Source organism: Geodermatophilus sp. CPCC 205761 (assembly GCF_051383655.1).
Taxonomy (GTDB): Bacteria; Actinomycetota; Actinomycetes; order Mycobacteriales; family Geodermatophilaceae; genus Geodermatophilus.
Genome location: NZ_JALPKQ010000065.1, coordinates 1 through 23,011, shown reverse-complemented (window position 1 = coordinate 23,011; position 23,011 = coordinate 1). Strand labels below are relative to the sequence as shown.

Sequence of the window (23,011 nt, the reverse complement as noted above, 5' to 3'; positions counted from 1 at the left end):
GGTCGCCAGCGCCCGGGCGGCCAGCACGTCCGGATCGGCCGCGGCCAGCCGGCCGGCCGCGGCGGCCTCGCGCGCCCACCGGAGCCGCCAGGGCAGCCACCGCAGCAGCGCCCAGCCCACCGGCAGGACGACGAGGACGACGGCGAGCGCCCCGGCCAGCGTCGTCGCGGCGTCCTGCGCGGCCTGCCCGGCGCCACCGACCGAGGCACCGGCGCTGCCCAGGGCGTCGAAGGGGGCGGCCAGCTCGTCGCCGACCACGGGCACGTCCCCGGCGGCCGCCGCGGCCGAGGCCATGCTGCCCGCCACCGAGGAGCCGAGGTCCTCGACCGCCCGGCCGGGCTCGGCCAGCGCGAGCACCGCGCCGTGCACCACCCGGGCGACGAGGACCCAGAGCACGAGCCAGGCCAGCACGCCGACGTCGGCGGCCAGCTGGCGGGCCCGCAGGCCGGGATGTCGGGCGTACAGGTGCATGGCGGGTCCTCCCGGGTCGAGCGCCGTCGGCCGGCACGGGGCGCGCGGTACCCGCGGAGCCGTCGCTCACCCGGCCGGTGGAACGGCGCGCGACCACCCCGGGGCGGCGCGGCCCCCCGCCTAGACTCCGCGCGAGGCCCGCCCCGACCGGGCGGCCCACGATGCGGTGGGGCTCCCGTCACCCTCGGGGGCGTCCTGCCGGGACCAGGAGCGTGCGATGCAGGTCGGGGTCCCCCGAGAGGTGAAGAACCGGGAGTACCGGGTCGCGCTGACCCCCGCCGGGGTGACGGAGCTGGTGCGCGCCGGGCACACGGTGCTCATCGAGCAGGGCGCGGGGGAGGGGTCCTCCATCCCGGACGCCGACTTCACCGCCGCCGGCGCGCGGATCCTGCCCACCGCCGACGACGTGTGGGCGGCCGCGGACCTGGTCCTCAAGGTCAAGGAGCCGGTGGCCGAGGAGTACGGCCGGCTGCGCGCGGACCAGACGCTGTTCACCTACCTGCACCTCGCGGCGTCCAAGGAGTGCACCGACGCCCTCGTCACCTCCGGCACCACCGCGATCGCCTACGAGACGGTCCAGACGGCGGACGGCGCGCTGCCGCTGCTGGCACCGATGTCGGAGGTCGCCGGCCGGATGGCCCCCCAGGTGGGCGCGCACAGCCTGGAGCGGGCGCACGGCGGCCGCGGCGTGCTGCTCGGCGGCGTGTCCGGCGTCTACGCGGCCAAGGTCGTCGTCATCGGCGCGGGGGTCTCCGGCATGAACGCCGCCGCGATCGCGCTGGGCATGCAGGCCGAGGTCGTCGTCCTGGACAGGGACATCGACAAGCTGCGCGCCGCCGACCGGATCTACCAGGGGCACCTGCAGACGGTTGCCTCCAACGCCTACGAGGTGGAGCGCGCCGTGCTGGACGCCGACCTGGTGATCGGCGCGGTCCTGGTGCCCGGCGCGAAGGCCCCGACGCTGGTGAGCAACGAGCTGGTGGCGCGGATGAAGCCGGGGTCGGTCCTCGTCGACATCGCCGTCGACCAGGGCGGGTGCTTCGAGGACACCCGGCCCACGACACACGACGAGCCGACCTTCCGGGTGCACGAGTCGGTGTTCTACTGCGTGGCGAACATGCCGGGTGCGGTGCCCAACACCTCGACCCACGCGCTCACCAACGTGACGCTGCCCTACGTGATGGCGCTGGCCAACGAGGGCACGGTCGCCGCGGTGCGCGCCGACCGGGCTCTCGCGCACGGGGTCAACGTCGTGGCCGGGCAGGTGGTGCTGCCCGAGGTCGCGCAGGCCCACGGCCTGGCGGCCGTGGCACTCGAGGAGGTGCTCCACTGACCGTCACCGCACCGCCCGGCGACGTCGCCCGCGTCGTCACCGGCTATCTCGACCACCTCACCGTCGAGCGCGGGCTGGCCGTGAACACCATCACCTCCTACCGCCGCGACCTGCGTCGCTACACCGGGTTCCTGGAGGCCGGCGGCGTCCGCGGGCTGGCCGAGGTGACCGAGTCCGACGTCGCGGCCTTCCTGACCGCCCTGCGGTCCGGCGACGACGAGCACCCGCCGCTGTCGGCGACGTCGGCGGCCCGCGCGGTGGTCGCCGTCCGCGGGCTGCACCGGTTCGCGCTGCTGGACGGGCTGGTGCTCGACGACGTCGCGCACGAGGTCCGCCCGCCCGCGCCGGCGCGCCGGCTGCCCAAGGCCGTCCCGGTGGAGTCGGTGGTCGCGCTGATCGAGGCGGCGGGCTCGGTGGAGGGGCCGCGTGGGCTGCGGGACCGGGCGCTGCTGGAGTTGCTCTACGGCACCGGCGCGCGCATCTCCGAGGCCGTCGGCCTGGCCGTCGACGACCTCGACCGCGGCCAGGCGGCCGTGCGGCTGGCCGGCAAGGGCGGCAAGCAGCGCGTGGTGCCGGTCGGCAGCTACGCGCTGCGCGCGGTGGAGGACTACCTGGTCCGTGCCCGCCCGGCCCTGGCCGCGGCCGGCCGCGCCGGGGTGCGGGGCGGCGCGCTGTTCCTCAACGCCCGCGGCGGGCCGCTGTCCCGCCAGAGCGCGTGGGCCATCCTGCGGACGGCGGCCGAGCGGGCAGGCGAGGCGGGCGGGGTGGACCTGGTCGACACGGTGTCCCCGCACACGCTGCGGCACTCCTTCGCCACCCACCTGCTCGACGGCGGCGCCGACGTCCGCGTGGTGCAGGAGCTGCTCGGCCACGCCTCGGTGACCACCACCCAGGTCTACACGCTGGTCACCGTCGACCGGCTGCGCGAGGTCTACGCCAGCAGCCACCCGCGCGCGCTCAACTGACAGTCGATCTCCAGCCGGCTCGGCGCATGTTGCCAGCGGTTTCGGCTCAATGGTGCGGGTGGTTGGCATGGGTCGCCATGTCGACACGGAAACCGGCGTGCCTCCTCGGTGATCCGCGCATGTCTCCCTAGCCTCGGATCCACCCGGGCGGCAGAACGGCTGACCGCCCCCGGCACCGGCCGGGACCCGGGCACGAGGTGGAGGCAACAGACCGATGGCGATCCGAGGGGACGCGGCCGGCCCGGCCGTCGCGCTCCCGACCGACACCGGACCCGAGATGGGCGCCGCCGCCTCGCGGCTGGACCCGGCGCGCGCGCGGATCCGCCCGCTGCCGGAACCCAAGCCGCTGACGCAGCACGGCCCGGCGCGCGTCGTGGCGATGTGCAACCAGAAGGGCGGCGTCGGCAAGACGACGTCGACCATCAACCTGGGTGCCGCACTGGTCGAGCACGGCCGTCGCGTGCTGCTCATCGACCTCGACCCGCAGGGTGCCCTGTCGGTCGGGCTCGGCGTGCCGGCCCAGAACATGGACCGCACGATCTACAACGCGCTCATGGAGCGGCGGACGACGCTGGCCGACGTCCGGGTGCACACCGACATCCCCGGCCTGGACCTGGTGCCCAGCAACATCGACCTGTCCGCCGCCGAGGTGCAGCTGGTGAGCGAGGTCGCCCGCGAGCAGACGCTGCTGCGGGTGATCGCCGACATCCGGGACGAGTACGACTACATCCTCATCGACTGCCAGCCGTCGCTGGGCCTGCTCACGGTCAACGCGCTGACCGCGGCGCAGGGCGTGATCATCCCGCTGGAGTGCGAGTTCTTCTCGCTGCGCGGCGTCGCCCTGCTCGTCGACACGATCGAGAAGGTCAAGGAGCGGCTCAACCCCGACCTGGAGATCTCCGGGATCCTGGCCACGATGTACGACGCGCGCACCGTGCACTGCCGCGAGGTGTTCAGCCGGGTGGTCGAGGCCTTCGGCGACACCGTCTTCCAGACCGTCATCCAGCGCACCGTCCGCTTCCCCGAGACCACGGTCGCCGGCCAGCCCATCACCACCTGGGCGCCGACGTCCTCGGGCGCCTCGGCCTACCGCGACCTGGCCAAGGAGGTGCTGGCACTGTGACGCGCCGCCCTGTGCTCCCCGGCGCGGCCGAGCTGTTCCGCCGCACCGACACCACGTCGTCGGTGCCGGAGGTGACCGAGCTGCCGAGCATCAGCGCGACGGTGAGCTCCCCGGCCCTGCGCGGCGGCCCGACCGGGCGGCGCGGGGAGCCGGCGCCCGCCGAGACGACCGCCCCGCTGACCCTGGTGCCCGGCGGTGTCTCGGACGACGCCGACCCGCTGGCCACCTACCGCACGGCGCCGCAGCCGGCTCCCGTTGTCCAGCCGACCCGGCCCACCCGCGGCCGGGCGCAGCGGGCCGAGCGCACCAAGCACGACGAGAAGATCACCGTCTACATCTCGGCCGACGAGCTGCTGGCCCTGGAGAGCGCGCGGCTGACGCTGCGCGCCGAGCACGGCGTGGCCGCCGACCGCGGCCGCATCGTGCGCGAGGCGATCAACGTCCTGCTGGGTGACCTCGCCGAGCGCGGCGCGGACGCCGTCCTCGTCCGGCGACTCAAGAGCTGAGCGCTCTCTAGGCTGGATCCGTGACCGGGGCACAGGCGCAGTCGCGGTTCACGGTCCGGCTGACCAACTTCGAGGGCCCGTTCGACCTGCTCCTGCAGCTGATCGGCAAGCACAAGCTCGACGTCACCGAGATCGCGCTGTCGCAGGTCACCGACGAGTTCATCGCGCACCTGCGGGCCCTGGGCGACGAGCTCGACCTCGACCAGGCCAGCGAGTTCCTCGTCGTCGCCGCGACCCTGCTCGACCTCAAGGCCGCCCGGCTGCTGCCCGCGGCCGACGTCGAGGACGAGGACGACCTGGAGCTGCTCGAGGCCCGTGACCTGCTGTTCGCCCGGCTGCTGCAGTACCGGGCCTACAAGCAGGCCGCGGCGTTCCTCCGCGAACGGGAGGCCGAGGCCGCCCGCCGCTTCCCGCGGGACGCCGGCCTGGAGCCGCGCTTCGCGGAGCTGATGCCCGAGGTGCTGCTCGGCGTGACACCGGCGCAGTTCGCGGCGCTCGCCACCCGGGCGCTGACGCCGAAGGCACCGCCGGTCGTGAGCGTCTCCCACCTGCACGCACCCCCGGTCAGCGTCTCCGAGCAGCTGCTGCTGGTGCGCAACCAGCTGCTGGCGGCGGGGACGGTGACCTTCCGGGCGCTGTCGGCCGACTGCGGGCACACCCTCGAGGTCGTGGCCCGGTTCCTGGCGCTGCTCGAGCTCTACCGCCAGCAGCGGGTGACCTTCGAACAGCTCACCCCGCTCGGCGAGCTGCACGTGCGGTGGACCGGCGGCTCCGAGCCGGAACCGGAACCGGACGACGACGCCGACGAGGAGTACGCATGAGCGAGGACCGGCCGCCGATCTCCTGGGAGGCCCTCGCCGCGGAGCTCGCCTCCACCCGCGAGGAGGCCGAGGAGCGCAGCGGTCCGGACCCCGGGACGTGGGACGCGGTCGCCGCCGAGCTCGCCGCGCGGGTGGCCGAGCGCCCCGCCCCGGAGGGGGAGGTCGCTCCCGAGCCGGTGGCCGAGCCCGCACCGCTGCCGCCGCCGACCGTCGCCGCGGCCGCTCCGGCACCGCCGGAGCCGGAGCCGGAACCCGAGCCCCTCGACCCCGCCGCGCTGCGCGGGGGGCTGGAGGCGCTGCTGTTCGTCATGGACTCCCCGGTGGACGAGGTCACCCTGGCCGAGGCGCTGCACTGCCCGGTGCCCCGGGTGCACGCCGAGCTGGCCGGGCTGGCGGAGGACTACGACCGGCGCAGCGCCGGGATGACGCTGCGGCGGGCGGGGGAGGGCTGGCGGCTCTACACCCGCGAGGAGTACGCCGGCGTCGTCGAGCGGCACCTGCTCGAGGGACAGCGCAGCCGGCTCACCCAGGCCGCGCTGGAGACCCTCGCCGTGATCGCCTACCGCCAGCCGGTGACCCGGGCGCGCGTCGCGGCGATCCGTGGCGTCGGGGTGGACGGCGTCATGCGCACGCTGGTCAGCCGCGGGCTGGTGCACGAGGTGGGCAGCGACCCGGACAGCGGGGGCGGGCTGTACGCGACCACGCCGCTGTTCCTGGAGCGGCTGGGGCTCCGCGGCCTGGACGAGCTGCCGGAGCTGGGGCCGCTGCTGCCCGAGACGTCGTCGGTCCTCGACGAGCACCCCGACGCCTGAAGAAGGACCCCTGGAGGACCGGCGAACGCCGTCCCGAGGGGATGCGGCCGGGTGGGAGACTGGACCCGATGAACAGCGCACCGCACGACGAGACCTCCACCGACGCCGGCGACGGCTGGTCGGAGGACATGGAGCTCGCGCCCGTCCACCCCGGCGACCGCGAGGACGATCCCGCCGACGACGAGCGGGAGGGCGAGCGGCTGCAGAAGGTGCTGGCGCGGGCGGGGGTCGGGTCGCGGCGGGTCTGCGAGGACATGATCGCCGCCGGCCGGATCAGCGTGAACGGTCGCACCGTCATGGTCCAGGGCATGCGGGTCGACGCCCGCCGGGACCGGATCGCCGTCGACGGTGCCCGCCTGGAACTGCGCGACGACCGCGTCACCTACGCCCTCAACAAGCCCTCCGGCGTGATCACCGCGATGAGCGACGACCGCAACCGCCCGACCGTCGGCGACATGGTGGGCGACCTCGCCCCCGGCCTGGTGCACGTCGGCCGGCTGGACCAGGACACCGAGGGCCTGCTGCTGGTCACCAACGACGGCGAGCTGGCCCACCGGCTGGCCCACCCGCGCTACGAGGTCCGCAAGACCTACCTCGCCCAGGTGTCGGGGTCCGTTCCCCGCGACCTGGCCAAGCGGCTGCGGTCCGGCGTCGAGCTGGAGGACGGGCCGGTCAAGGTGCACTCGTTCCGGGTGGTCGACACCCACGCCGGCCAGTCGGTCGTCGAGGTGGTGCTGCACGAGGGGCGCAAGCACATCGTCCGGCGGCTGCTCGCGCACGTCGGCCTCCCGGTGTCCCGGCTGACCCGCACCGCGGTCGGCCCGGTCCGGCTCGAGCGGATGCGGGTCGGCTCGATCCGGCGGCTCAGCCGCGCCGAGGTCGGCGCCCTCCAGGAGACCGTCGGCCTCTGAACCCGGAGCGCGCGCCGAGACGGTAGACAGACGTCATGACACTCGTGGCGGGGGTCGACTCGTCGACGCAGGCGTGCAAGGTCGTCGTCCGGGACGCCGGGGACGGCCGGCTGGTCCGGGAGGGCCGGGCCGCGCACCCGGACGGCACCGAGGTGCACCCGGCGGCATGGGATGCCGCGCTGGCCGACGCCATCGAACAGGCCGGCGGGCTCGACGACGTCGCCGCGGTGGCCGTGGCCGGCCAGCAGCACGGCATGGTCTGCCTGGACGAGGACGGCGAGGTCGTGCGTCCGGCACTGCTGTGGAACGACACCCGCTCCGCCGGCGCCGCCGTGGACCTGATCGACGAGCTCGGCGGCGGCGACACCGGACGGCGGGCCTGGGCCGAGGCCGTGGGCCTGGTGCCGGTCGCGTCCTTCACCGTCACCAAGCTGCGCTGGCTGGCCGACGCCGAGCCCGACGCCGCCGCCCGCACGGCCGCGGTGTGCCTGCCGCACGACTGGCTGACCTGGCGGCTGGCCGGCGCGCCCTCGCTCGAGGCGCTGGTCACCGACCGCGGCGACGCCAGCGGCACCGGCTACTGGTCACCGGCCACGGGGGAGTACCGGCCCGACCTGCTGGAGCGGGCGCTGGGCCGGCCGGCGGCGGTGCCGCGGGTGCTGGGCCCGGCCGAGGCCGGCGGCAGCACGCCCGGCGGCACGGTCCTCGGGCCGGGCACCGGCGACAACGCCGGCGCCGCGCTCGGGCTGGCCGCCGAGCCGGGCGACGTCGTCTGCTCGATCGGCACGTCCGGGGTGGTCTCCACGGTGACGACCACGCCGGCCGCCGACCCGACCGGCGCGGTCGCCGGGTTCGCCGACGCGACCGGCAACTACCTGCCCCTGGTGGCCACGCTCAACGCGGCCCGGGTGCTCGACGCGACCGCCCGGCTGCTCGGCGTCGACCACGCGGAGCTGTCCCGGCTGGCGCTCTCGGCTCCCGCCGGCGCGGGCGGTCTGGTGCTGGTGCCTTACCTCGAGGGCGAGCGGACGCCGGACCGCCCGACCGCCACCGGCGCCCTCCACGGCCTGACCCTCGCCACGTCCGACCCCGCGCACCTGGCCCGGGCCGCGGTGGAGGGCCTGCTGTGCGGGCTGGCCGACGGGCTGGACGCGGTCGCCGCCGCGACCGGGACGCCGGTGCGCCGGGTGTTCCTCGTCGGCGGCGGCGCCCGGTCCGACGCGGTGCGCCGGCTGGCACCCGCCGTCCTGGGCGTGCCGGTGCTGGTGCCGCCGGCGGGGGAGTACGTCGCCGACGGCGCCGCCCGGCAGGCCGCCTGGGTGCTCGCCGGTGGCGCGACCGCGCCCGAGTGGCCGCGCCCGGGCACCGAGGTGCACGAGGCCGACCCGGTGCCGTTCGTCCGGGAGCGTTACGCCGACGTCCGCGACCTCACCGCCGAGCGACTCGCGTGAGCGTCCTGCCGACCGGCGAGCAGTTCTCCCTCCGCGCCGGGGACGCCGAGGTCACCGCCGTCGAGGTGGGCGGCGGCCTGCGCACCTACCGCGTCGGGGGCCGGGAGGTGCTCGACGGGTACGACGCCGGCGAGATGGCCGAGGCCGCCCGCGGTCACGTCCTCGCGCCCTGGCCGAACCGGCTGCGCGACGGCGTCTACACCTGGGACGGCGAGCGGCACCGCACCCCGGTCACCGAGCCGGAGCGCGGCACCGCGATCCACGGCCTGGTCCAGTTCGCCTCCTGGCGGGCGGTCGAGCGCGCCGAGGACCGGGTGGTGCTGGAGCACCTGCTGTTCCCGAGGCCCGGCTATCCCTTCACCCTGCGGCTGCGGGTGGCGTACGCGCTGTCGGCGGACGGCCTGCGGGTGACCACCACCGCGACCAACGAGGGCCTCGCCGCGCTGCCGTACGGGGAGGGGCACCACCCGTACGTCCTGGCCGGGCCGCGGCTGGACGACTGCACCCTCGTGGCGCCGGGCGCGACCGTGCTGCAGACCGACGAGCGGGCGCTGCCGACCGGGGCGGTCCCCGTCGGCGGCACGTCCTACGACCTGCGGGCCGGCCGGGTCGTCGGCGACCTCGTCGTCGACTCCTGCTTCACCGACCTCGACCGGGGGCCCGACGGGCGGGCCGAGGTGCGGCTCACTGCACCGGACGGTCGCGGCGTCGCCGTCTGGATGGACGAGGGCTACGGCTACCTGCAGCTGTTCAGCGGCGACGTGCTGCCCGAGCCGCGCCGGCGGCGCGGGCTGGCCGTGGAGCCGATGACCTGCCCCCCGAACGCGTTCGAGACCGGTGAGGCGGTGCGCCGGCTGGAACCCGGGGAGTCGACCGAGGCCACCTGGGGCATCCGGCCGCTGGGCTGACAGCGCCCGGAGGCGGGTGGCGAGGCCTACCTAGACTCGACCGAGGGGCACGGCGATCCGTGCCCTCGCGTCGATCGAGGAGAGTGGTTGTGGCCGTCCGAGCCATCAGGGGTGCGACACAGGTGGACGCCGACGACCGGGAGCAGATCCTCGACGCCACGCGCGAGCTGGTCTCCGCGGTCATGGAGCGCAACGAGCTCGACCGCGAGCACGTCATCAGCATCCTGTTCACCGCCACGCCGGACCTCGTGTCGGAGTTCCCGGCACTGGCTGCGCGGGAGATCGGCTTCGGCGACGTCCCGCTGATGTGCGCGAGCGAGATCGACGTCCCGCACGCGCTGCCCCGGGTGCTCCGGCTGATGGCGCACGTGGAGACGGAGCGGCCGCGGTCGGAGATCCAGCACGTGTACCTGCGGGGTGCCGTGGCGCTGCGACGGGACATCGCGCAGTGAGCGCGGCGTTCGTGGGACAGGTGACCCTGGACGGTCCGTCGGGGACGGGGAAGTCGAGCGTCGCGCGGGCCGTGGCCGCCCGGCTCGGGGCGGCCTACCTCGACACCGGCGCCATGTACCGCGCCGCGACCGTCGCCGTGCTCGACGCCGGGGTGGACCCGGAGGACGCCGACGCGGTGGCCGCCGTGGTCGCCGCGGCCGGTATCGAGGTCGGCACCACCGCCGACACCGAACTGGTGCAGGTCGACGGCGTCGACGTGGCGGTGCGCATCCGCGGCGCGGAGGTCACCCGCGCGGTGTCGGCCGTGTCCGCCGTGCCCGCGGTCCGCCGCCGGCTGGTCGACCAGCAGCGGGCGTTGGTCGCGGCCGCCGACGCGGTCGTCGTCGAGGGCCGGGACATCGGCACCGTCGTCCTGCCCGACGCCACCTGCAAGATCTACCTCACCGCCGCGCCGGAGGCCCGGGCCGAGCGCCGGGCCGCCCAGCTGGGCATCAGCGACCCGCAGGAGGTGCGGGCGCTCGCCGCCGACCTGCGCCGCCGCGACGAGTACGACAGCGGCCGCGCCGACAGCCCGCTGCGCCCGGCGCCGGACGCGGTGATCGTCGACAGCACCGACCTCGACCGTGAGGGCGTCGTCGACCGGGTGGTCGAGCTGGCGCTGGCGACCGTGGGTGCGCGACCGTGAGCGAGCAGAACGGCGGGCCGCTGCCGGTGGTTGCCGTCGTCGGCCGGCCCAACGTGGGCAAGTCGACGCTGGTCAACCGGATCCTGGGCCGCCGGGCCGCGGTCGTGCAGGACGTGCCCGGGGTGACCCGCGACCGGATCACCTACGAGGCGCTGTGGAACGGCAAGCGCTTCACCGTCGTCGACACCGGTGGCTGGGACCCCAAGGCCGCGGGTCTGGGCGCGTCGGTCAGCCGGCAGGCCGAGTACGCGATGCGGACCGCCGACGTCATCGTGCTGGTGGTGGACAGCTCCGTCGGCGCCACCGACACCGACCTGGCCGCCGCGCGGATCCTGCGGCGCAGCGACCGGCCGGTGATCGTCGTCGCCAACAAGGTGGACGACGAGCGCAGCGAGTCCAACGCCGCGGAGCTGTGGTCGCTGGGCCTGGGCGAGCCGCAGCCGGTCAGCGCGCTGCACGGCCGGGGCAGCGGTGACCTGCTCGACCTGATCCTCGGCGCGATGCCCGAGGCGCCGCGGGAGCAGCTGGAGGAGGGCGGTCCCCGCCGGGTGGCCCTGGTCGGCCGGCCCAACGTCGGCAAGTCCAGTCTGCTCAACCGGGTGGCCAAGGACGAGCGCTCGGTCGTCGACTCGGTGGCCGGCACGACCGTCGACCCGGTCGACTCGATCGTCACCCTCGGTGGCGAGGAGTGGCGGTTCGTCGACACCGCGGGTCTGCGGCGAAAGGTCAACACCGCCAGCGGGATGGAGTACTACGCGAGCCTGCGCACAGAGGCCGCGATCCAGGCCGCGGAGGTCGCCGTCGTCCTGCTGGCCGCCGACGAGGTGATCAGCGAGCAGGACCAGCGGGTCATCACCCAGGTGATCGAGGCCGGCCGGGCGCTGGTGCTGGCCTTCAACAAGTGGGACACGCTCGACGAGGACCGGCACGCCCAGCTCGAGCGCGAGATCGAGCGCGATCTGTCCCGGGTGAAGTGGGCCAGCCGGGTGAACATCTCCGCGACCACCGGGCGCGGGGTGAACAAGCTCGCCCAGCACCTGCGGGACGCGCTGGCCTCGTGGGAGACCCGGGTGCCGACGGCGGAGCTCAACACCTACGTGCGGGCGCTGGTCCTGGAGACGCCGCCGCCGGCCCGCGGCGGGCGCGCCCCGAAGATCAAGTACGTGACGCAGGCCGACGTCCGGCCGCCGCGGTTCGTCGTGTTCTCCACCGGGTTCCTCGAGGCCGGCTACCGCCGCTTCCTCGAGCGGAAGCTGCGGGAGAAGTTCGGCTTCCACGGGACGCCGATCGAGATCTCGGTCAAGGTGCGGGAGGGCCGGGGCGGGGAGCGGTCGAAGGGCTGAACCGGCCGGCGATGAGTTCTGCCGCTCCGGAGGGTCTGGAGGACGAGTCCACGACCAGTCCCAGGAGGCCCACCATGACCGAACCCGTGACGCGCACCCTGGAGGTCCCGGGTGCCGTGCTGACCTACGACGTCCGTCCCGGCCCGTCGGGGTCGCCGGTGCTGCTGCTGATCGGCTCACCCATGGGCGCGGCGGGGTTCGGGACGCTGGCCACGTACTTCCCCGACCGGACGGTCGTGACGTACGACCCGCGGGGCGCGGAACGCAGCCTGCGCACGGACGGCGCCACGGAGACGACGCCGGAGGAGCACGCCGACGACCTGTCCCGGCTGATCGACGCGGTGGGCGCCGGCCAGGTCGACGTGTTCGCCAGCAGCGGGGGAGCGGTGAACGCGCTGGTGCTCGTGGCGCGCCAGCCGGAGCAGGTCCGCACCCTGGTGGCGCACGAGCCGCCGGCGATCGCCGCCCTGCCCGACCGGGAGACGGCACTGGCCGCGTCGCGGCACGTGCACGAGGTCTACCAGCGCAGCGGCATGGGCGCGGGGATGGCCGAGTTCATCCGGCTGGTCGGCCACCGCGGCCCGGTCCCGGCCGACTACACCGAGCAGCCGGGGCCCGACCCGGCCGCCTTCGGGCTGCCGACCGAGGACGACGGGTCGCGGGACGACGTGCTGCTCGGGCAGAACATGCTCTCGTGCACCCACCACGAGCACGACTTCGACGCCCTGCGCGCGGCGTCGACGCGGATCGTCGTCGTGGTCGGCGCCGGGTCGACGGGCCAGTTGGCCCGCCGCGGGGGCGAGGCCGTGGCCGAGCGGATCGGGACGGCGCCGGTCGAGTTCCCCGGCGACCACGGGGGCTTCATGGGCGGCGAGTATGGCCAGACCGGTGAGCCGGAGGCCTTCGCCGCCGCCTTGCGCACGGTGCTCGCCGATGCCGGGGACCGGGTGCCGGCGCAGGGCTGACCACCGGGTCGGGCCGCACGGGCGGTGCGGTAACCTGCTCCTGCAGCGATCGGGCGGTGCGAGCCGCCCGGCGCTCGGGCTGTAGCGCAGCTTGGTAGCGCACTTGACTGGGGGTCAAGGGGTCGCAGGTTCAAATCCTGTCAGCCCGACAGCGAAACCGCAGGTCAGAGGCGGGTCGGCCGTAGAGGCCGGCCCGCCTCTTGCACGACTACAGCAACGCGTACAGCAACGCGGTCGAAAGGGCTGCAACGGTCACCAGCGGAGCGCTTGGTCGAGGCGGTCGGCCGCCTCGCGCTGCTGGGCGGGACCGACGTGGCTGTAGATGTCGGCCGTGATGGCGTACGAGGAGTGCCCGAGGTGCTCCTGGACGACCTTGGTGTGGGTGCCGGCGGCCAGGAGGAAGCTCGCCGTGGAGTGCCGGAGGGTGTGGAGCGTGACGCCGCGGAGGCCGGCTCGCTCTGCGAGGACCTCGAAGCGCCGTAGGACGTTGCGGGGCTCGAGCGGTGTGCCGATCTCGGTGGTGAAGACCAGGCCGTTGTCCGTCCAGGCGTCTGCGGCTGCATGCTGTTCGTCGTCCTGCCGCTCTCGATGCGCTCGGAGCGCCTCGACGGCCGAGCGGGGGAGGGGCACGGTCCGGCGGGACTTGTCGGTCTTGGGTTCGTCGAGCTGGAGCCCCTGAGACGTCCGAGCAAGTGTCCAGCGGACCCTCAGCAGCCCGGCGTCGAGGTCGACGTCCGACCAGTGCAGGCCCAAAGCCTCACCGCGGCGCAGGCCGGTGGCCAGCATGACCCGGAACAGGCTCTCGAGTCGGTCGCCCCTGATCGCCTCCAGCAGCGACTGCGCCTGTTCCGCGGTGAGGTGGGGCGCGTCCTTGCGCTCGACGCCAGGCCGTCTCACGGCCGCCGCGGGGTTGCTGCGGATCAGGCCGTCGCGCGAGGCGATGTCCATCGCGGACCGCAGGACGGTGTAGATCGTCCGGATCGTCGACCCCGACGGGCCGGCGTTCCGCTTGGTGACGATGAGCGCTTCGACATCGGAGGGACGCAGCCGGCCGAAGGGGATCGTCCCGACCGTGGGCACGAGGTGGGGGCGGGCCAGGGTGGCGTAGGGGTCCTTGGTGGCCTGCTTGCGGTCGCTGGCGGCCAGTGACTTGGTGATCCAGTCCTCGAGCCATGCGGCGACGGTCATGGAGGCGTCCTTGACCGGTGCTCCGGACTCGATCCGTTCGCAGGCATCGCGGAACTTGGCTCGGACGTCGGCCTGCGTCTTCCCGTAGACCGTCCGCCGCGTCAGGGTGCCGTAGTCGTCCCGGTAGCTCAGTTCGGCCGACCACGTGCCGTCCTTGCGCCGGAAGGTCGACCCCTCACCGTTCGCGCGTCTGGCCACGTCGATCCCTCCCGGCGATGTCGGGCCCTGGCACCACCCGCGCGACCTCACCACGGGTGCGCCGGGTGCGGACTTCGGTGTGACAAACCGGTGGAGGGCCGCGGCGTTGTCCCCGGCCGCGTTGCGGGACCGCTATCGGGCGTGCATGCGGCGTGGCGTGGCGCCGCTCCGACGTCGCGACGACCGTGCAGTTCCGAACTCGGCCGGGAGCGTTGGCGCGGCGTTCGACGACGTCTCCAGGCAGCGGACGTAGCGCTCGAGCTCAGCGCGGGGGAGACGACAGCTCCGGCCGATGTGCACCGGCCGCAGGTCGCCGGCCTTCATGAGCGCGTAGATCGTCGTGCGGCCGATGCGGAGGACCGTCGCCGCTTCCTCAGGCGTGAGCAGGAGGGGACTGCTGGCCAGCACGTCTTGAAGGGGCTCCGGGTCGCCCATGTCGTGTCCTCCCGAGTCTCCATCCCGCCGGGCGGCGTTCGAGCGCGGTCAGCCGCCGACGAGGCCCGTGCGCTCGTCGATCGACGATGGGGGAGCGACCTCGGGTTCTTCTCCAGTTCGGCTGCAGCGGGCGAGGCCTTGTCGACGCGGCAGAGGAGCTCTGGCTGCGACGCTTCTCCAGTTCCCGGAGCCCCCTACCGGAGAAGGACTGGAGAAGGTCGCTCAGGACACGTCCGAAGCGGTCCGACGGACCGGCGCCTCCTGTGAACCTCCAGTACGCCAGTCGCCGCGGGCGCACTCGGCAACGAGATGTGCGTCGGGGACCCCAGACCGCGCGGCGCTCGTCAGCGGCTCGGAGGCGGACGTAGGGCCGGCGGTTGTAGGCCTCGAGGACGGGCGTCGAGTGCCACGGACAGCCCGGAGAGGTCACGGTCGTAGATCCGCCCGTCATCGAGTTGGTGAGCCAGCTCGTGCAGCGCCTGAGGCCAGTCCCGCCGGAGGAACGACACGTCAGGTCGTACGCGGACCTACACATGAGGTCGTACGCGGACACCGGCCTCGGTCCAGTCCCGCAGCCGCCGCCAGCAGGTCACTCCCGAGCAGCCGACCAGCGAGGCGGGTAGCTGGTTCCAGGCGATGCCGGTCTTGAGCACGAGCACGATGCCGGCCAGCGCAGCGCGGTCATCGACCGGCCGACGACCCGGATGCCGATACCGACGCGGCTTGGGTGGAGGCAGCAACGGAGCGATCTGCTGCCACAGCCCATCAGGGACGAGGTCCTCGATCACCTCCCCGAGGGTCGCCACCACCCGCCGCAGCTCGAAGCAGGCGCGCCGAGGTCATTCAGAAACGATCTCTAACTGGTGGGTCGGGTCATAGCCCGCGGGCTGGCGACTCGACGGGGCCCCGTCCTCTCGGCCAAAAGGGGATGGGGCCGCGTTCGCGCCTCGCCCGGCCAGTAGCCAGGGGTTCGCATTACCCGCCCCAGTCCGAGCCCCCGGCCACCGCGGGCCCCGCTGTAGCAACGACAACGGCGAAGGCGCATATAGCCGAGGCCCACAGGCGACGGCTGACACGCTGCACACTGCTCATGACGGTTCTCATGATGCTCGCCTCTCTGATTGTGCCGACGTGAGCCAGCCAGCCGAAGGTGGGCCGGTCGATTAGTGCCCCGCCAGGGTCGAAATGCTCCGTACGGGAAGGCCGCGGGGGTGACATGGCGAGCCCCCACTATCCGTGCATGAGCCTGTGACGTATTCGAGTGCATGAGGAAGGTTCAGCTCAACGTGCGACCGATGAGTCAGGCTTTCCAGCGCGTCGACGCGGCGTACCGCGAGTGGGCGCGGAACCGTGTCGACGTCGACAAGCTCCGCCAGCTCGGTGACGTATCAGCGAAGTGCGGGGAGACGGGCGCGGATCTATGTGACCGGAGAGGCGGGGCCGTAGCCGGAGTGACCGGCGTTGCGCCCTCCCGCGTCGGCTGACGGATCGGTTCCGCATCCCGGGTTAGCGTCCCGCCCCATGCGTCGTGCCCTCCTGCTCGCCCTTCCCGCCCTGCCGCTGACCGCCTGCGGAGGCGAGGGTGGAACGACCGCCGAGGCAGCTCCGTCCACGGTCACCGTCACCGCGCCGGCGCCGTCCGCGCCCGCATCCCCAACGGCGCAGGCTCCGTTGCAGCCGTTCGACGTAGAGGCGCCTGTGAGCGCTACTGCGAGATGCTGACGACGGAGACGAATTGCATGACCGCCCCGGAAACCCCCTGGCAGTGTGACGGTCGGGTGCAAGAACTCAAGGCGGCGTTCGCCGCTGTGGAGACGATCGTCCCGCCGGACGTGGCCTATGACTCGCTCATTGAGGCACTCTCGTCGGCAAATGCCGCGACCGCGGAGTGGGCCGACAATGACTGCGCCTCTCCACAGCAGGCCGAGGCTGCGGAGGTGTGCAACGCGAACTTCTTCACGGTCGTCTTCGCAGCGGAGACCGTAGGGCTGACGTTGCAGACTGCGCCTTGACCCCGGACCTGACGGCGGCTTGGCGCCGGCTCGGCGCCTGTATGGCCCCAAGTCGGGACTGCCGGTGTCTAGCCAACTGCACAAGTTTGACTTAAGGGACTGCTGCAGGGCTGGCTGACACTCCATCTGTGGGACTTCGTCCTGCAGGAAGGATGTCGGGTGCCCAAGAAGTTCCCGCCCGAGTTCAAGCGTGACGTCGTGCGGGTCACCAGCCGCGGTGATCTGAGCCAAGCCGGGGTCGCTGCCGACTTCGACATCTCTGTCGAGTCGGTGCGTCGCTGGGTGCGCCAGGCAGACATCGACGACGGCGTCGTCGACGGGCAGACCAGCAGTGAGCAGAACGAGCTGGTCCAGGAGCGTCGCAGTCAACGGGGCGCGTCGGTGGGCATGGGCGCCTTGGCGGGGGAACGGGCGGCCCCGATGCTCGCGACGACGACCAATGCGACCGCGAGCAACTGCACCGGGGTGAGGACCTGGCCCAGCACGAGCAGCCCGGCCAGGGCCGCTGCGGCCGGTTCCAGGCTCATCAGCACGCCGAACACCCGGCCGGCGAGGGCGCGCAGCGCGGTCAGCTCGAGCGCGTAGGGCACCACCGACGACAGCAGGGCCACCGCGAGCCCGACCAGCAGCACGTCGGGGGCCACCAGCGCTGGGCCGCCTGCGGCGACCCCGAACGGCAGCACCATGAGTGCGGCTGCCGCGCTGGCCAGAGCCAGCCCGTCGAGCCCGGTGGAGCGGCGGCCGGTCTCGGCCGACAGCAGGATGTAGCCGGCCCAGCACGCCCCTGCACCGAGAGCGAAGACCACGCCGGCCGGGTCCAGACCGGCCAGCGAGCCGTACCCGAGCAGGAACACCCCGGCGGCGGCCATCAGCACCCAGGCGAGGTGCTGGAGCCGGCGCGACAGCACCGCGGCCAGGCCCAGCGGCCCGAGGAACTCCACGGTGACCGCCGCACCGATAGGCATCCGCGCGAGCGCCTCGTAGAACAGCCCGTTCATCGCGGCTAGCGAGAGGCCGAACCCTGCGATCACGGCCCAGTCGGCGCGCGAGCGGCCCCGCCAGCGGGGGCGGACCAGCAGCACCAGGACCAGCGCGGCGCCGCACAGCCGGAGGGTCACCATGCCGGGCGGGCCGGCCCTGTCGAACATGGTCGCGGCCAGGGCGCCGCCGAACTGCACCGCGAGGATGCCGCCGAGCACCATGCCGACGGCCCCGCCCTGTCCGGGCGTGGACCAGCGGCGCAGCGCGAAGGTGCTGCCGTCGGCGGCATGGGCCGGTGATGAGGTGCCCATGGTGGATGCGGTCCCGGGAGCGGGGGTCGACACTCCTGACGCTAATACCTGCTGATGACACGGATCTGGCGTGCCGCCGCGCACAGGCTCGCCAGACCGGCCCCCTGCGGATCCTCGAGGAGGGTGCCGGACAGCAGCGACTGCGCCGACCGCAGCCGTGTCGACTTGCCCTCCTCCCAGCGGGCGACCCGCTCGTCGCCCGAGAGTGCCTCCGGGGTCGTCGTCAGGACGTCGGCGGTCGCGCTGCGCAGCGAGGCGTAGAGGTCCTCGCGCAGAGCGAGCCGGGCGAGCGCGTGTGAGCGGTCGCGGCGATCCAGGCGGGACACCGCCGTCAGGTGCGTGTGGACGCGCAGCCGTGACGACGTGACGAAGTAGATCTGCGCGACCTCGGGAAACGGCCGGTCGAGCCGGTGCGCGAGGTCGGCGATGTCCAGGTACGGGAACAGGTGCAGCAGGTCGGCGACCCGGCGGGCGAGGCCCTCCGGCGCTCCGGAGGTCACGAGGGCGCGGGTGCGGTCCTCGAGGTTGCCCACCTCGTCGCCGCGCAGCCAGCCGCGCAGGTCCGCCGAGTGGGCACGCACCGGACCGCGGTAGCGGTGCACCGCGTCCTGGACGTCGAGCGGCAGGGGCCGCTCGCCGGTGAACCAGCGGGCGGCGCGGTCGAGCAGGCGGCGCGTCTCCACCGCGAGCGCGTCGGTCCCGGTGGCGGGGGTGTCCTCCGCGGCGGCACGGATGTCCGCGAAGACCTCACCGAGGCCGAACACCGACGTGGCGGCGTCGAAGGCCCGCGCCGCGTCGGCGGGCCCGGCCGCCGTGTCCTCCTTGATCCGGAACACGAACGTGATCCCTGCGGTGTCGACCATCTCGTTCACGATCGTCGTGGTGGCGATCTCGCGCCGCAGGGGGTGCGCGTCCAGGTCGTCGCCGTGCGCATCGACCAGCACGCGGGGGAAGTACCGGCGGAACCGCTCGCGGGCCGTCGGTTCGTCCGGGACCGTCGTCGCGAGCAGACGCGCACTGAGGTCGTTCTTGACCAGCGCGGTCAGCTGCGCGAGCTCCGGGGAGGTCAGCCCGCGGCCCTCGCGCTCCAGCGCGGCGAACTGCGCCGGCGTGGGCAGCAGGTCGACGTCGCGGTCGAGGACACCGGATTCCTCGAGCTCGTCCACCAGACGGGCGTGGAATCCCAGCATGTCGGCCGCCTCGGCGCGGTTGGCCCCCATCAGCTCGTTCTGGCCGGCGTTGTGCCGCAGCACGCGACCGGCCACGGCGTCGGTCATCGCGGTCAGGAACGTCCGCCTGGCCGTGTCGGTCAGGGCACCCTCCTGACCGGCCGGTCCGAGTGCGATCTTGATGTTCACCTCGTGGTCGGAACAGTCCACACCGGCCGAGTTGTCCATCGCGTCGGTGTTGACGCGGCCCCCGGCACGGGCGAACTCGATGCGTCCCCGCTGGGTGACGCCGAGGTTGCCGCCCTCGCCGATGACCCGGACGCGCAGGGCCGCTGCGTCCACCCGGACGGGGTCGTTCGCCTTGTCGCCGCAGTCGAGATGAGACTCGCTCCGGGCCTTGACGTAGGTGCCCACTCCGCCGTTCCAGAGCAGGTCCACCGGGGCCAGCAGGACGGCCCGGACGAGCTCGTGCGCGGTCATGGTCGTCACCGTGGCGGGGAGCCCCAGACGCGCGCGGGCCTGAGGGGTGAGCGGAACCGACTTGGCGGTGCGGGGCACGACGATCGCCCCCTCGCTCAGCACCGCCGGGTCGTAGTCCGCCCAGCTGGATCGCCCCGAGGTGAACAGGCGCCGTCGCTCCTGGTATGAGCGCTCGGGATCAGGGTCGGGGTCGATCACGACGTGGCGGTGGTCGAAGGCGGCCACCAGCCGGATCCGGTCCGACAGCAGCATCCCGTTGCCGAACACGTCTCCGCTCATGTCGCCGATGCCGCTGACCGTGATCGACGCGACATCGATGTCGACGCCCAGCTCCCGGAAGTGGCGCCGGACGCTCTCCCACGCCCCGCGGGCCGTGATGCCCATGGCCTTGTGGTCGTAGCCGACCGTGCCGCCGGAGGCGAAGGCGTCGCCGAGCCAGTAGCCGCGCCCGGTCGCCACGTCGTTGGCGATGTCGGAGAAGCGGGCGGTGCCCTTGTCGGCCGCCACCACGAGGTAGTAGTCGTCCCCGTCCCGGCGGCGCACACCGGGTGCCGGCACGACGTCGCCCGTGCGCACGTCGAGGTCGTCGGTGACGTCGAGCAGGCAGGCCACGAACTCGCGGTAGCCGGCCTCCACGTCCGCGGACGACGGCGACGGGCGCTTGACCACGAACCCGCCCTTCGCACCGGCGGGCACGATCACCGCGTTCTTCACCGCCTGCGCCTTGACCAGGCCGAGGACCTCGGTGCGGTAGTCGTCGAGCCGGTCGGACCACCTCAGCCCGCCCCGGGCGATCAGGTCGAAGCGCAGGTGCACGCCCTCGAGCGCCGTGCCGTGCACGTAGACCTCGAACCGGGGACGGGGCTTGGGGAGGAAGTCGATCGCCGTCGGCGTCAGCTTGATCGCCAGCGCCCGCCCGGGGCGGTGCCGGGTGCTCCAGAGGTTGGTCCGGGTGGTCGCCCGGATGCAGGTGAGCAGCGATCGCAGGATGCGGTCGGCATCCAGGCCGGCCACCGCGTCCACGGCGCGCGCGGCGACGTCGTCGGCTGCCGCCGTGTCCGGGGGCGTCGGTCCGACCGAACCCAGGAGTGCGTCGAACAGCGCCACGAGCGCCCGCGCGGACGCGACGTTGTCGGTGAGCACCTTCTGCATCGAGGCCCGGGTGTAGGGCAGGCCGGACTGCCGGAGGTACCCGCAGTAGGCGCGCAGCACGCCGACCCCACGGCGATCCAGGCCGGCAGCCAGGACGAGCCGGTTGAACCCGTCGACCTCGGCCTCACCGGACCAGGCCGCCGCGAAGGTGTCCACGACCCGTGCGACGTCCTCCTCGCTGATCCCGGTGGTGGTCGGCAGCGAGACGGCGAGGTCGTAGACGCGGGCCACGTCGCCTCCCGGGAGCTGCAGCAGATGGGGACGCTCGTCGATCGCGTCGATGCCGAGGCTCTGCAGGATCGGCAGCAGCCGGTGCAGGGGGGCCGACGTGCCGACCATCCGGATGCGGAGCCTCGCCGACGCCCGCTCCGGGCCGGCTCCGTCGACCGGCGAGGCCGGGCCGGGGTCGATGGCGACCGACATGCCGCCCGGTTCCAGTCGATCCAGCGCGATGAGGTCCTGCGCGGCCAGCGAGGGAGGGCAGTCGTGCACGTAGGTGTGCGGGAGCCGCTCGAGGTAGGCGTCCAGCACGTCGGCCGGAACGGTCTGCGCGTGCTCGCGGACCGTCTCGGTCCACGAGCGGACGTGGTCATCGACGACGGGTGGGGGGCAGGTCATGGATGTCCCTCGTGTGGAGCGTTGCGGTGTCTGCGGGCAATGGCGACGTCGCCACCCACCGTCCGTGCGACGGCCGCCGGAATGGACGGCCCCGCACGCCGCCGGTTTCCCGGAACCGGTGCCGCGGAATGCGTGTGTGCGGGTTCCTCGATCCTAGAGAGGCGCACCGGGCGGTGGCCTTCGACAACTGTCGGGAGAACCAGATCGGATTCCGCGGGACGGCGAGTGTGTCGCACCGCAGGATCTCTAAGCTCGTCAGTGCGCCGGGACCGACCGAGAATGCAACCCGTGGGCGCCGGACCGTCAGATCAGACCGCGCGAGAGAGGGTGCCCACCGGGTGGATCCGTTACAACAGATGTGCGACGCGCATTCCCCGGGACAATTCGGCATCTCGTCCATCGCCGCACCGTCGTCATTGCCACTGCGTGCGGAGGGGCAGTCAGCCGCACGCGGTGACGCACGCACCACCACGACGCACGCGGTGTGCCACTGCGGCGCACCGCTCACACCCTGCCTCGGTTGCACGACCGGACGTTGCCTCGTCTGTGACCCGTATTCGTCAGACGACTGTCGCTACCGAGACGTCTGACGACTGGGGCCCGGCGAGCCGCGGTGACCCAGGGCGACGACGATCGTCCCCGCCGACACCGGGGGCCGGAACCGGGAGCGCTCGCCGCGCCGGGGCACCCGCGCGGTGACCAGCGCGTCCACCGACGTGGTCGAGGGCCACACCGCCGGAACACCTGGACGTCGGCGAGGTGCTCGTCATCGACGCCCCGCACGACGCCGCCCTCGCGGCGCCCGGCTGCGTCCCACCCCGTGGACCCGGTGCTGTGGGACGTCGTCCACCTCGACACGCGCCCGACAAGAACCCGGCGGCGCCCTGGGTCACCCACCGCCCGGCCGATCGGACGGCGTCGAGGACCCCGTACCGCCAGACCGGCGGTCACCCCAGCCCGCGTCGGCACCTCGTCGCTGACCACCAGCAGGCCGCACGCCCGACCGTCGACGTCCCGGCCGACCGATCCCGGCGTCGCCGCTGGTCGCGCTGCACGTGGGTCAGGACGCCTTGACCACCAGCACCGGTATCAGGGACTTCAGCAGCACCTGCTGGACCGTCGACCCGAGCACCACCTTGCCGATCGGCCTGCGACGCCGTGAGCCGATCACCAGCAGCGAGGCACCCAGCTCGTCAGCGAGACCGAGCAGAGCATCCGCGGTGTCGAATCCCTCTGGCCCGGTGTGCAACGTCCAGGTCAAGTCGGGGAAGTCCGCGAGCTCTGCGGCCAACTGCGCGACCAGCGCAGGATCCTCGGCGCTCGGCTTGTCCACCCCCGGGATGATGCGGAGCACCGCCAGTGGCTCGCCGCGCAGGAGGGCCTCCGCGGCCGCGTTCCGCAGGGCGGCCTTGCCACGCGCGGTGTCGCTGTGCGCGACCGCAACAGTCATGATGTCTCCTGTCCAAGAATGGCGAACAATCGGTGATCAGCGAACAGCGGCAGTGCAACGCACTGCGTTGACGTTCCGTTCTCGTCGGCCGACCGGCGTCGCCCGACATCCCACCTCGCGGCCGAACAGCATGGTGGGTGGCTCTCCGCTCAGCCCATGTGCGGGTAGCGGTGGTCGGTGGCGGGGACGAAGGTCTCCTTGATCGACCGGGTGCTGGTCCAGCGGAGCAGGTTCTGCGCGGCGCCGGCCTTGTCGTTGGTGCCCGAGCCG

Annotated in this window: 20 protein-coding genes, 1 tRNA gene and 2 pseudogenes; 16 read left to right on the top strand and 7 right to left on the bottom strand. The window is 73.6% G+C overall.

The features are described 5' to 3' along the window. Nucleotides 1-471 (bottom strand): hypothetical protein (locus MY526_RS24880; RefSeq protein ID WP_436705312.1); only part of this gene is annotated, 471 nt, incomplete at its 3' end. Nucleotides 472-688: 217 nt separating this feature from the next. On the opposite strand from MY526_RS24880, the gene ald reads away from it, so the two are divergent. The 14 genes from ald to MY526_RS24810 all read left to right on the top strand — a co-directional run bounded on the left by ald (nt 689) and on the right by MY526_RS24810 (nt 12,896). Continuing rightward, a complete protein-coding gene (gene ald / locus MY526_RS24875; RefSeq protein ID WP_436695618.1) occupies nt 689-1,804 on the top strand; it encodes an alanine dehydrogenase in 1,116 nt (371 codons plus the stop codon). Further along, nucleotides 1,801-2,769 carry a site-specific tyrosine recombinase XerD gene (locus MY526_RS24870; RefSeq protein ID WP_436705313.1) on the top strand — a complete coding sequence of 323 codons (969 nt, stop codon included), beginning with the start codon at nt 1,801-1,803 and terminating at the stop codon, nt 2,767-2,769. Before ald ends, MY526_RS24870 begins: the two co-directional genes overlap by 4 nt. Nucleotides 2,770-2,983: 214 nt before the next feature. After that, nucleotides 2,984-3,892, top strand: coding sequence for a ParA family protein (locus MY526_RS24865; protein WP_436695619.1), 909 nt, complete (start codon nt 2,984-2,986; stop codon nt 3,890-3,892). Further along, nucleotides 3,889-4,398, top strand: a complete 510-nt coding sequence (locus MY526_RS24860) for a hypothetical protein (protein ID WP_436705311.1) — start codon at nt 3,889-3,891, stop codon at nt 4,396-4,398. Before MY526_RS24865 ends, MY526_RS24860 begins: the two co-directional genes overlap by 4 nt. Before the next feature lie 20 nt (nt 4,399-4,418). Beyond that, nucleotides 4,419-5,219: a segregation and condensation protein A gene (locus tag MY526_RS24855; RefSeq protein ID WP_436705310.1), complete on the top strand. Its 801-nt coding sequence runs from the start codon at nt 4,419-4,421 to the stop codon at nt 5,217-5,219. Further along, the gene (gene scpB / locus MY526_RS24850) at nt 5,216-6,031 is read left to right on the top strand and encodes an SMC-Scp complex subunit ScpB (protein WP_436705309.1); all 816 of its coding nucleotides are present in this window, start codon (nt 5,216-5,218) and stop codon (nt 6,029-6,031) included. The genes MY526_RS24855 and scpB overlap by 4 nt, the downstream gene beginning before the upstream one ends. Nucleotides 6,032-6,099: 68 nt before the next feature. Next, nucleotides 6,100-6,942, top strand: coding sequence for a pseudouridine synthase (locus MY526_RS24845; RefSeq protein WP_436695623.1), 843 nt, complete (start codon nt 6,100-6,102; stop codon nt 6,940-6,942). A 35-nt stretch (nt 6,943-6,977) separates the two neighbouring features. Further along, nucleotides 6,978-8,393 carry a xylulokinase gene (locus MY526_RS24840; RefSeq protein WP_436695624.1) on the top strand — a complete coding sequence of 472 codons (1,416 nt, stop codon included), beginning with the start codon at nt 6,978-6,980 and terminating at the stop codon, nt 8,391-8,393. After that, nucleotides 8,390-9,301, top strand: coding sequence for an aldose 1-epimerase family protein (locus MY526_RS24835; RefSeq protein WP_436695625.1), 912 nt, complete (start codon nt 8,390-8,392; stop codon nt 9,299-9,301). The genes MY526_RS24840 and MY526_RS24835 overlap by 4 nt, the downstream gene beginning before the upstream one ends. A 59-nt stretch (nt 9,302-9,360) precedes the next feature. Next, nucleotides 9,361-9,753, top strand: a complete 393-nt coding sequence (gene aroH, locus MY526_RS24830) for a chorismate mutase (protein WP_436705308.1) — start codon at nt 9,361-9,363, stop codon at nt 9,751-9,753. Beyond that, nucleotides 9,750-10,439: a (d)CMP kinase gene (gene cmk / locus MY526_RS24825; RefSeq protein WP_436705307.1), complete on the top strand. Its 690-nt coding sequence runs from the start codon at nt 9,750-9,752 to the stop codon at nt 10,437-10,439. The genes aroH and cmk overlap by 4 nt, the downstream gene beginning before the upstream one ends. Next, complete coding sequence (gene der / locus MY526_RS24820) at nt 10,436-11,782, top strand: ribosome biogenesis GTPase Der (protein ID WP_436705306.1); 1,347 nt, start codon at nt 10,436-10,438, stop codon at nt 11,780-11,782. The genes cmk and der overlap by 4 nt, the downstream gene beginning before the upstream one ends. 74 nt (nt 11,783-11,856) lie before the next feature. Then, nucleotides 11,857-12,747 (top strand): alpha/beta fold hydrolase, encoded by an 891-nt coding sequence (locus tag MY526_RS24815; RefSeq protein ID WP_436705305.1) that lies wholly within the window; start codon nt 11,857-11,859, stop codon nt 12,745-12,747. A 75-nt stretch (nt 12,748-12,822) separates the two neighbouring features. Then, nucleotides 12,823-12,896, top strand: a tRNA-Pro gene (locus MY526_RS24810). A gap of 103 nt (nt 12,897-12,999) precedes the next feature. Here MY526_RS24810 and MY526_RS24805 read toward each other — a convergent pair. The 3 genes and pseudogenes from MY526_RS24805 to MY526_RS24795 form a co-directional block, all read right to left on the bottom strand. Further along, nucleotides 13,000-14,133 carry a tyrosine-type recombinase/integrase gene (locus tag MY526_RS24805; RefSeq protein WP_436705304.1) on the bottom strand — a complete coding sequence of 378 codons (1,134 nt, stop codon included), beginning with the start codon at nt 14,131-14,133 and terminating at the stop codon, nt 13,000-13,002. 132 nt (nt 14,134-14,265) lie between these two features. Then, entirely contained in the window at nt 14,266-14,568 is a 303-nt protein-coding gene (locus MY526_RS24800; RefSeq protein WP_436695631.1) for a helix-turn-helix domain-containing protein, read from the bottom strand. Between the two features lie 533 nt (nt 14,569-15,101). Further along, a pseudogene (locus tag MY526_RS24795) lies at nt 15,102-15,356 on the bottom strand (transposase); the annotation flags it as partial. A 951-nt stretch (nt 15,357-16,307) separates the two neighbouring features. Here MY526_RS24795 and MY526_RS24790 point away from each other — a divergent pair. Both MY526_RS24790 and MY526_RS24785 read left to right on the top strand, forming a co-directional pair. After that, the gene (locus MY526_RS24790; protein WP_436705303.1) at nt 16,308-16,580 is read left to right on the top strand and encodes a hypothetical protein; all 273 of its coding nucleotides are present in this window, start codon (nt 16,308-16,310) and stop codon (nt 16,578-16,580) included. 159 nt (nt 16,581-16,739) lie between these two features. Beyond that, nucleotides 16,740-16,925, top strand: a pseudogene (locus MY526_RS24785) (transposase); the annotation flags it as partial. Nucleotides 16,926-16,945: 20 nt separating this feature from the next. On the opposite strand, the gene MY526_RS24780 reads toward MY526_RS24785, so the two are convergent. From MY526_RS24780 to MY526_RS24770, 3 genes are all read right to left on the bottom strand, one after another. Then, complete coding sequence (locus tag MY526_RS24780; protein WP_436705302.1) at nt 16,946-17,872, bottom strand: EamA family transporter; 927 nt, start codon at nt 17,870-17,872, stop codon at nt 16,946-16,948. A gap of 41 nt (nt 17,873-17,913) precedes the next feature. Then, a complete protein-coding gene (locus tag MY526_RS24775; protein WP_436705301.1) occupies nt 17,914-21,291 on the bottom strand; it encodes an NAD-glutamate dehydrogenase domain-containing protein in 3,378 nt (1,125 codons plus the stop codon). 1,060 nt (nt 21,292-22,351) lie between these two features. Further along, complete coding sequence (locus MY526_RS24770) at nt 22,352-22,741, bottom strand: universal stress protein (RefSeq protein WP_436705300.1); 390 nt, start codon at nt 22,739-22,741, stop codon at nt 22,352-22,354. Nucleotides 22,742-23,011: the final 270 nt, after the last annotated feature.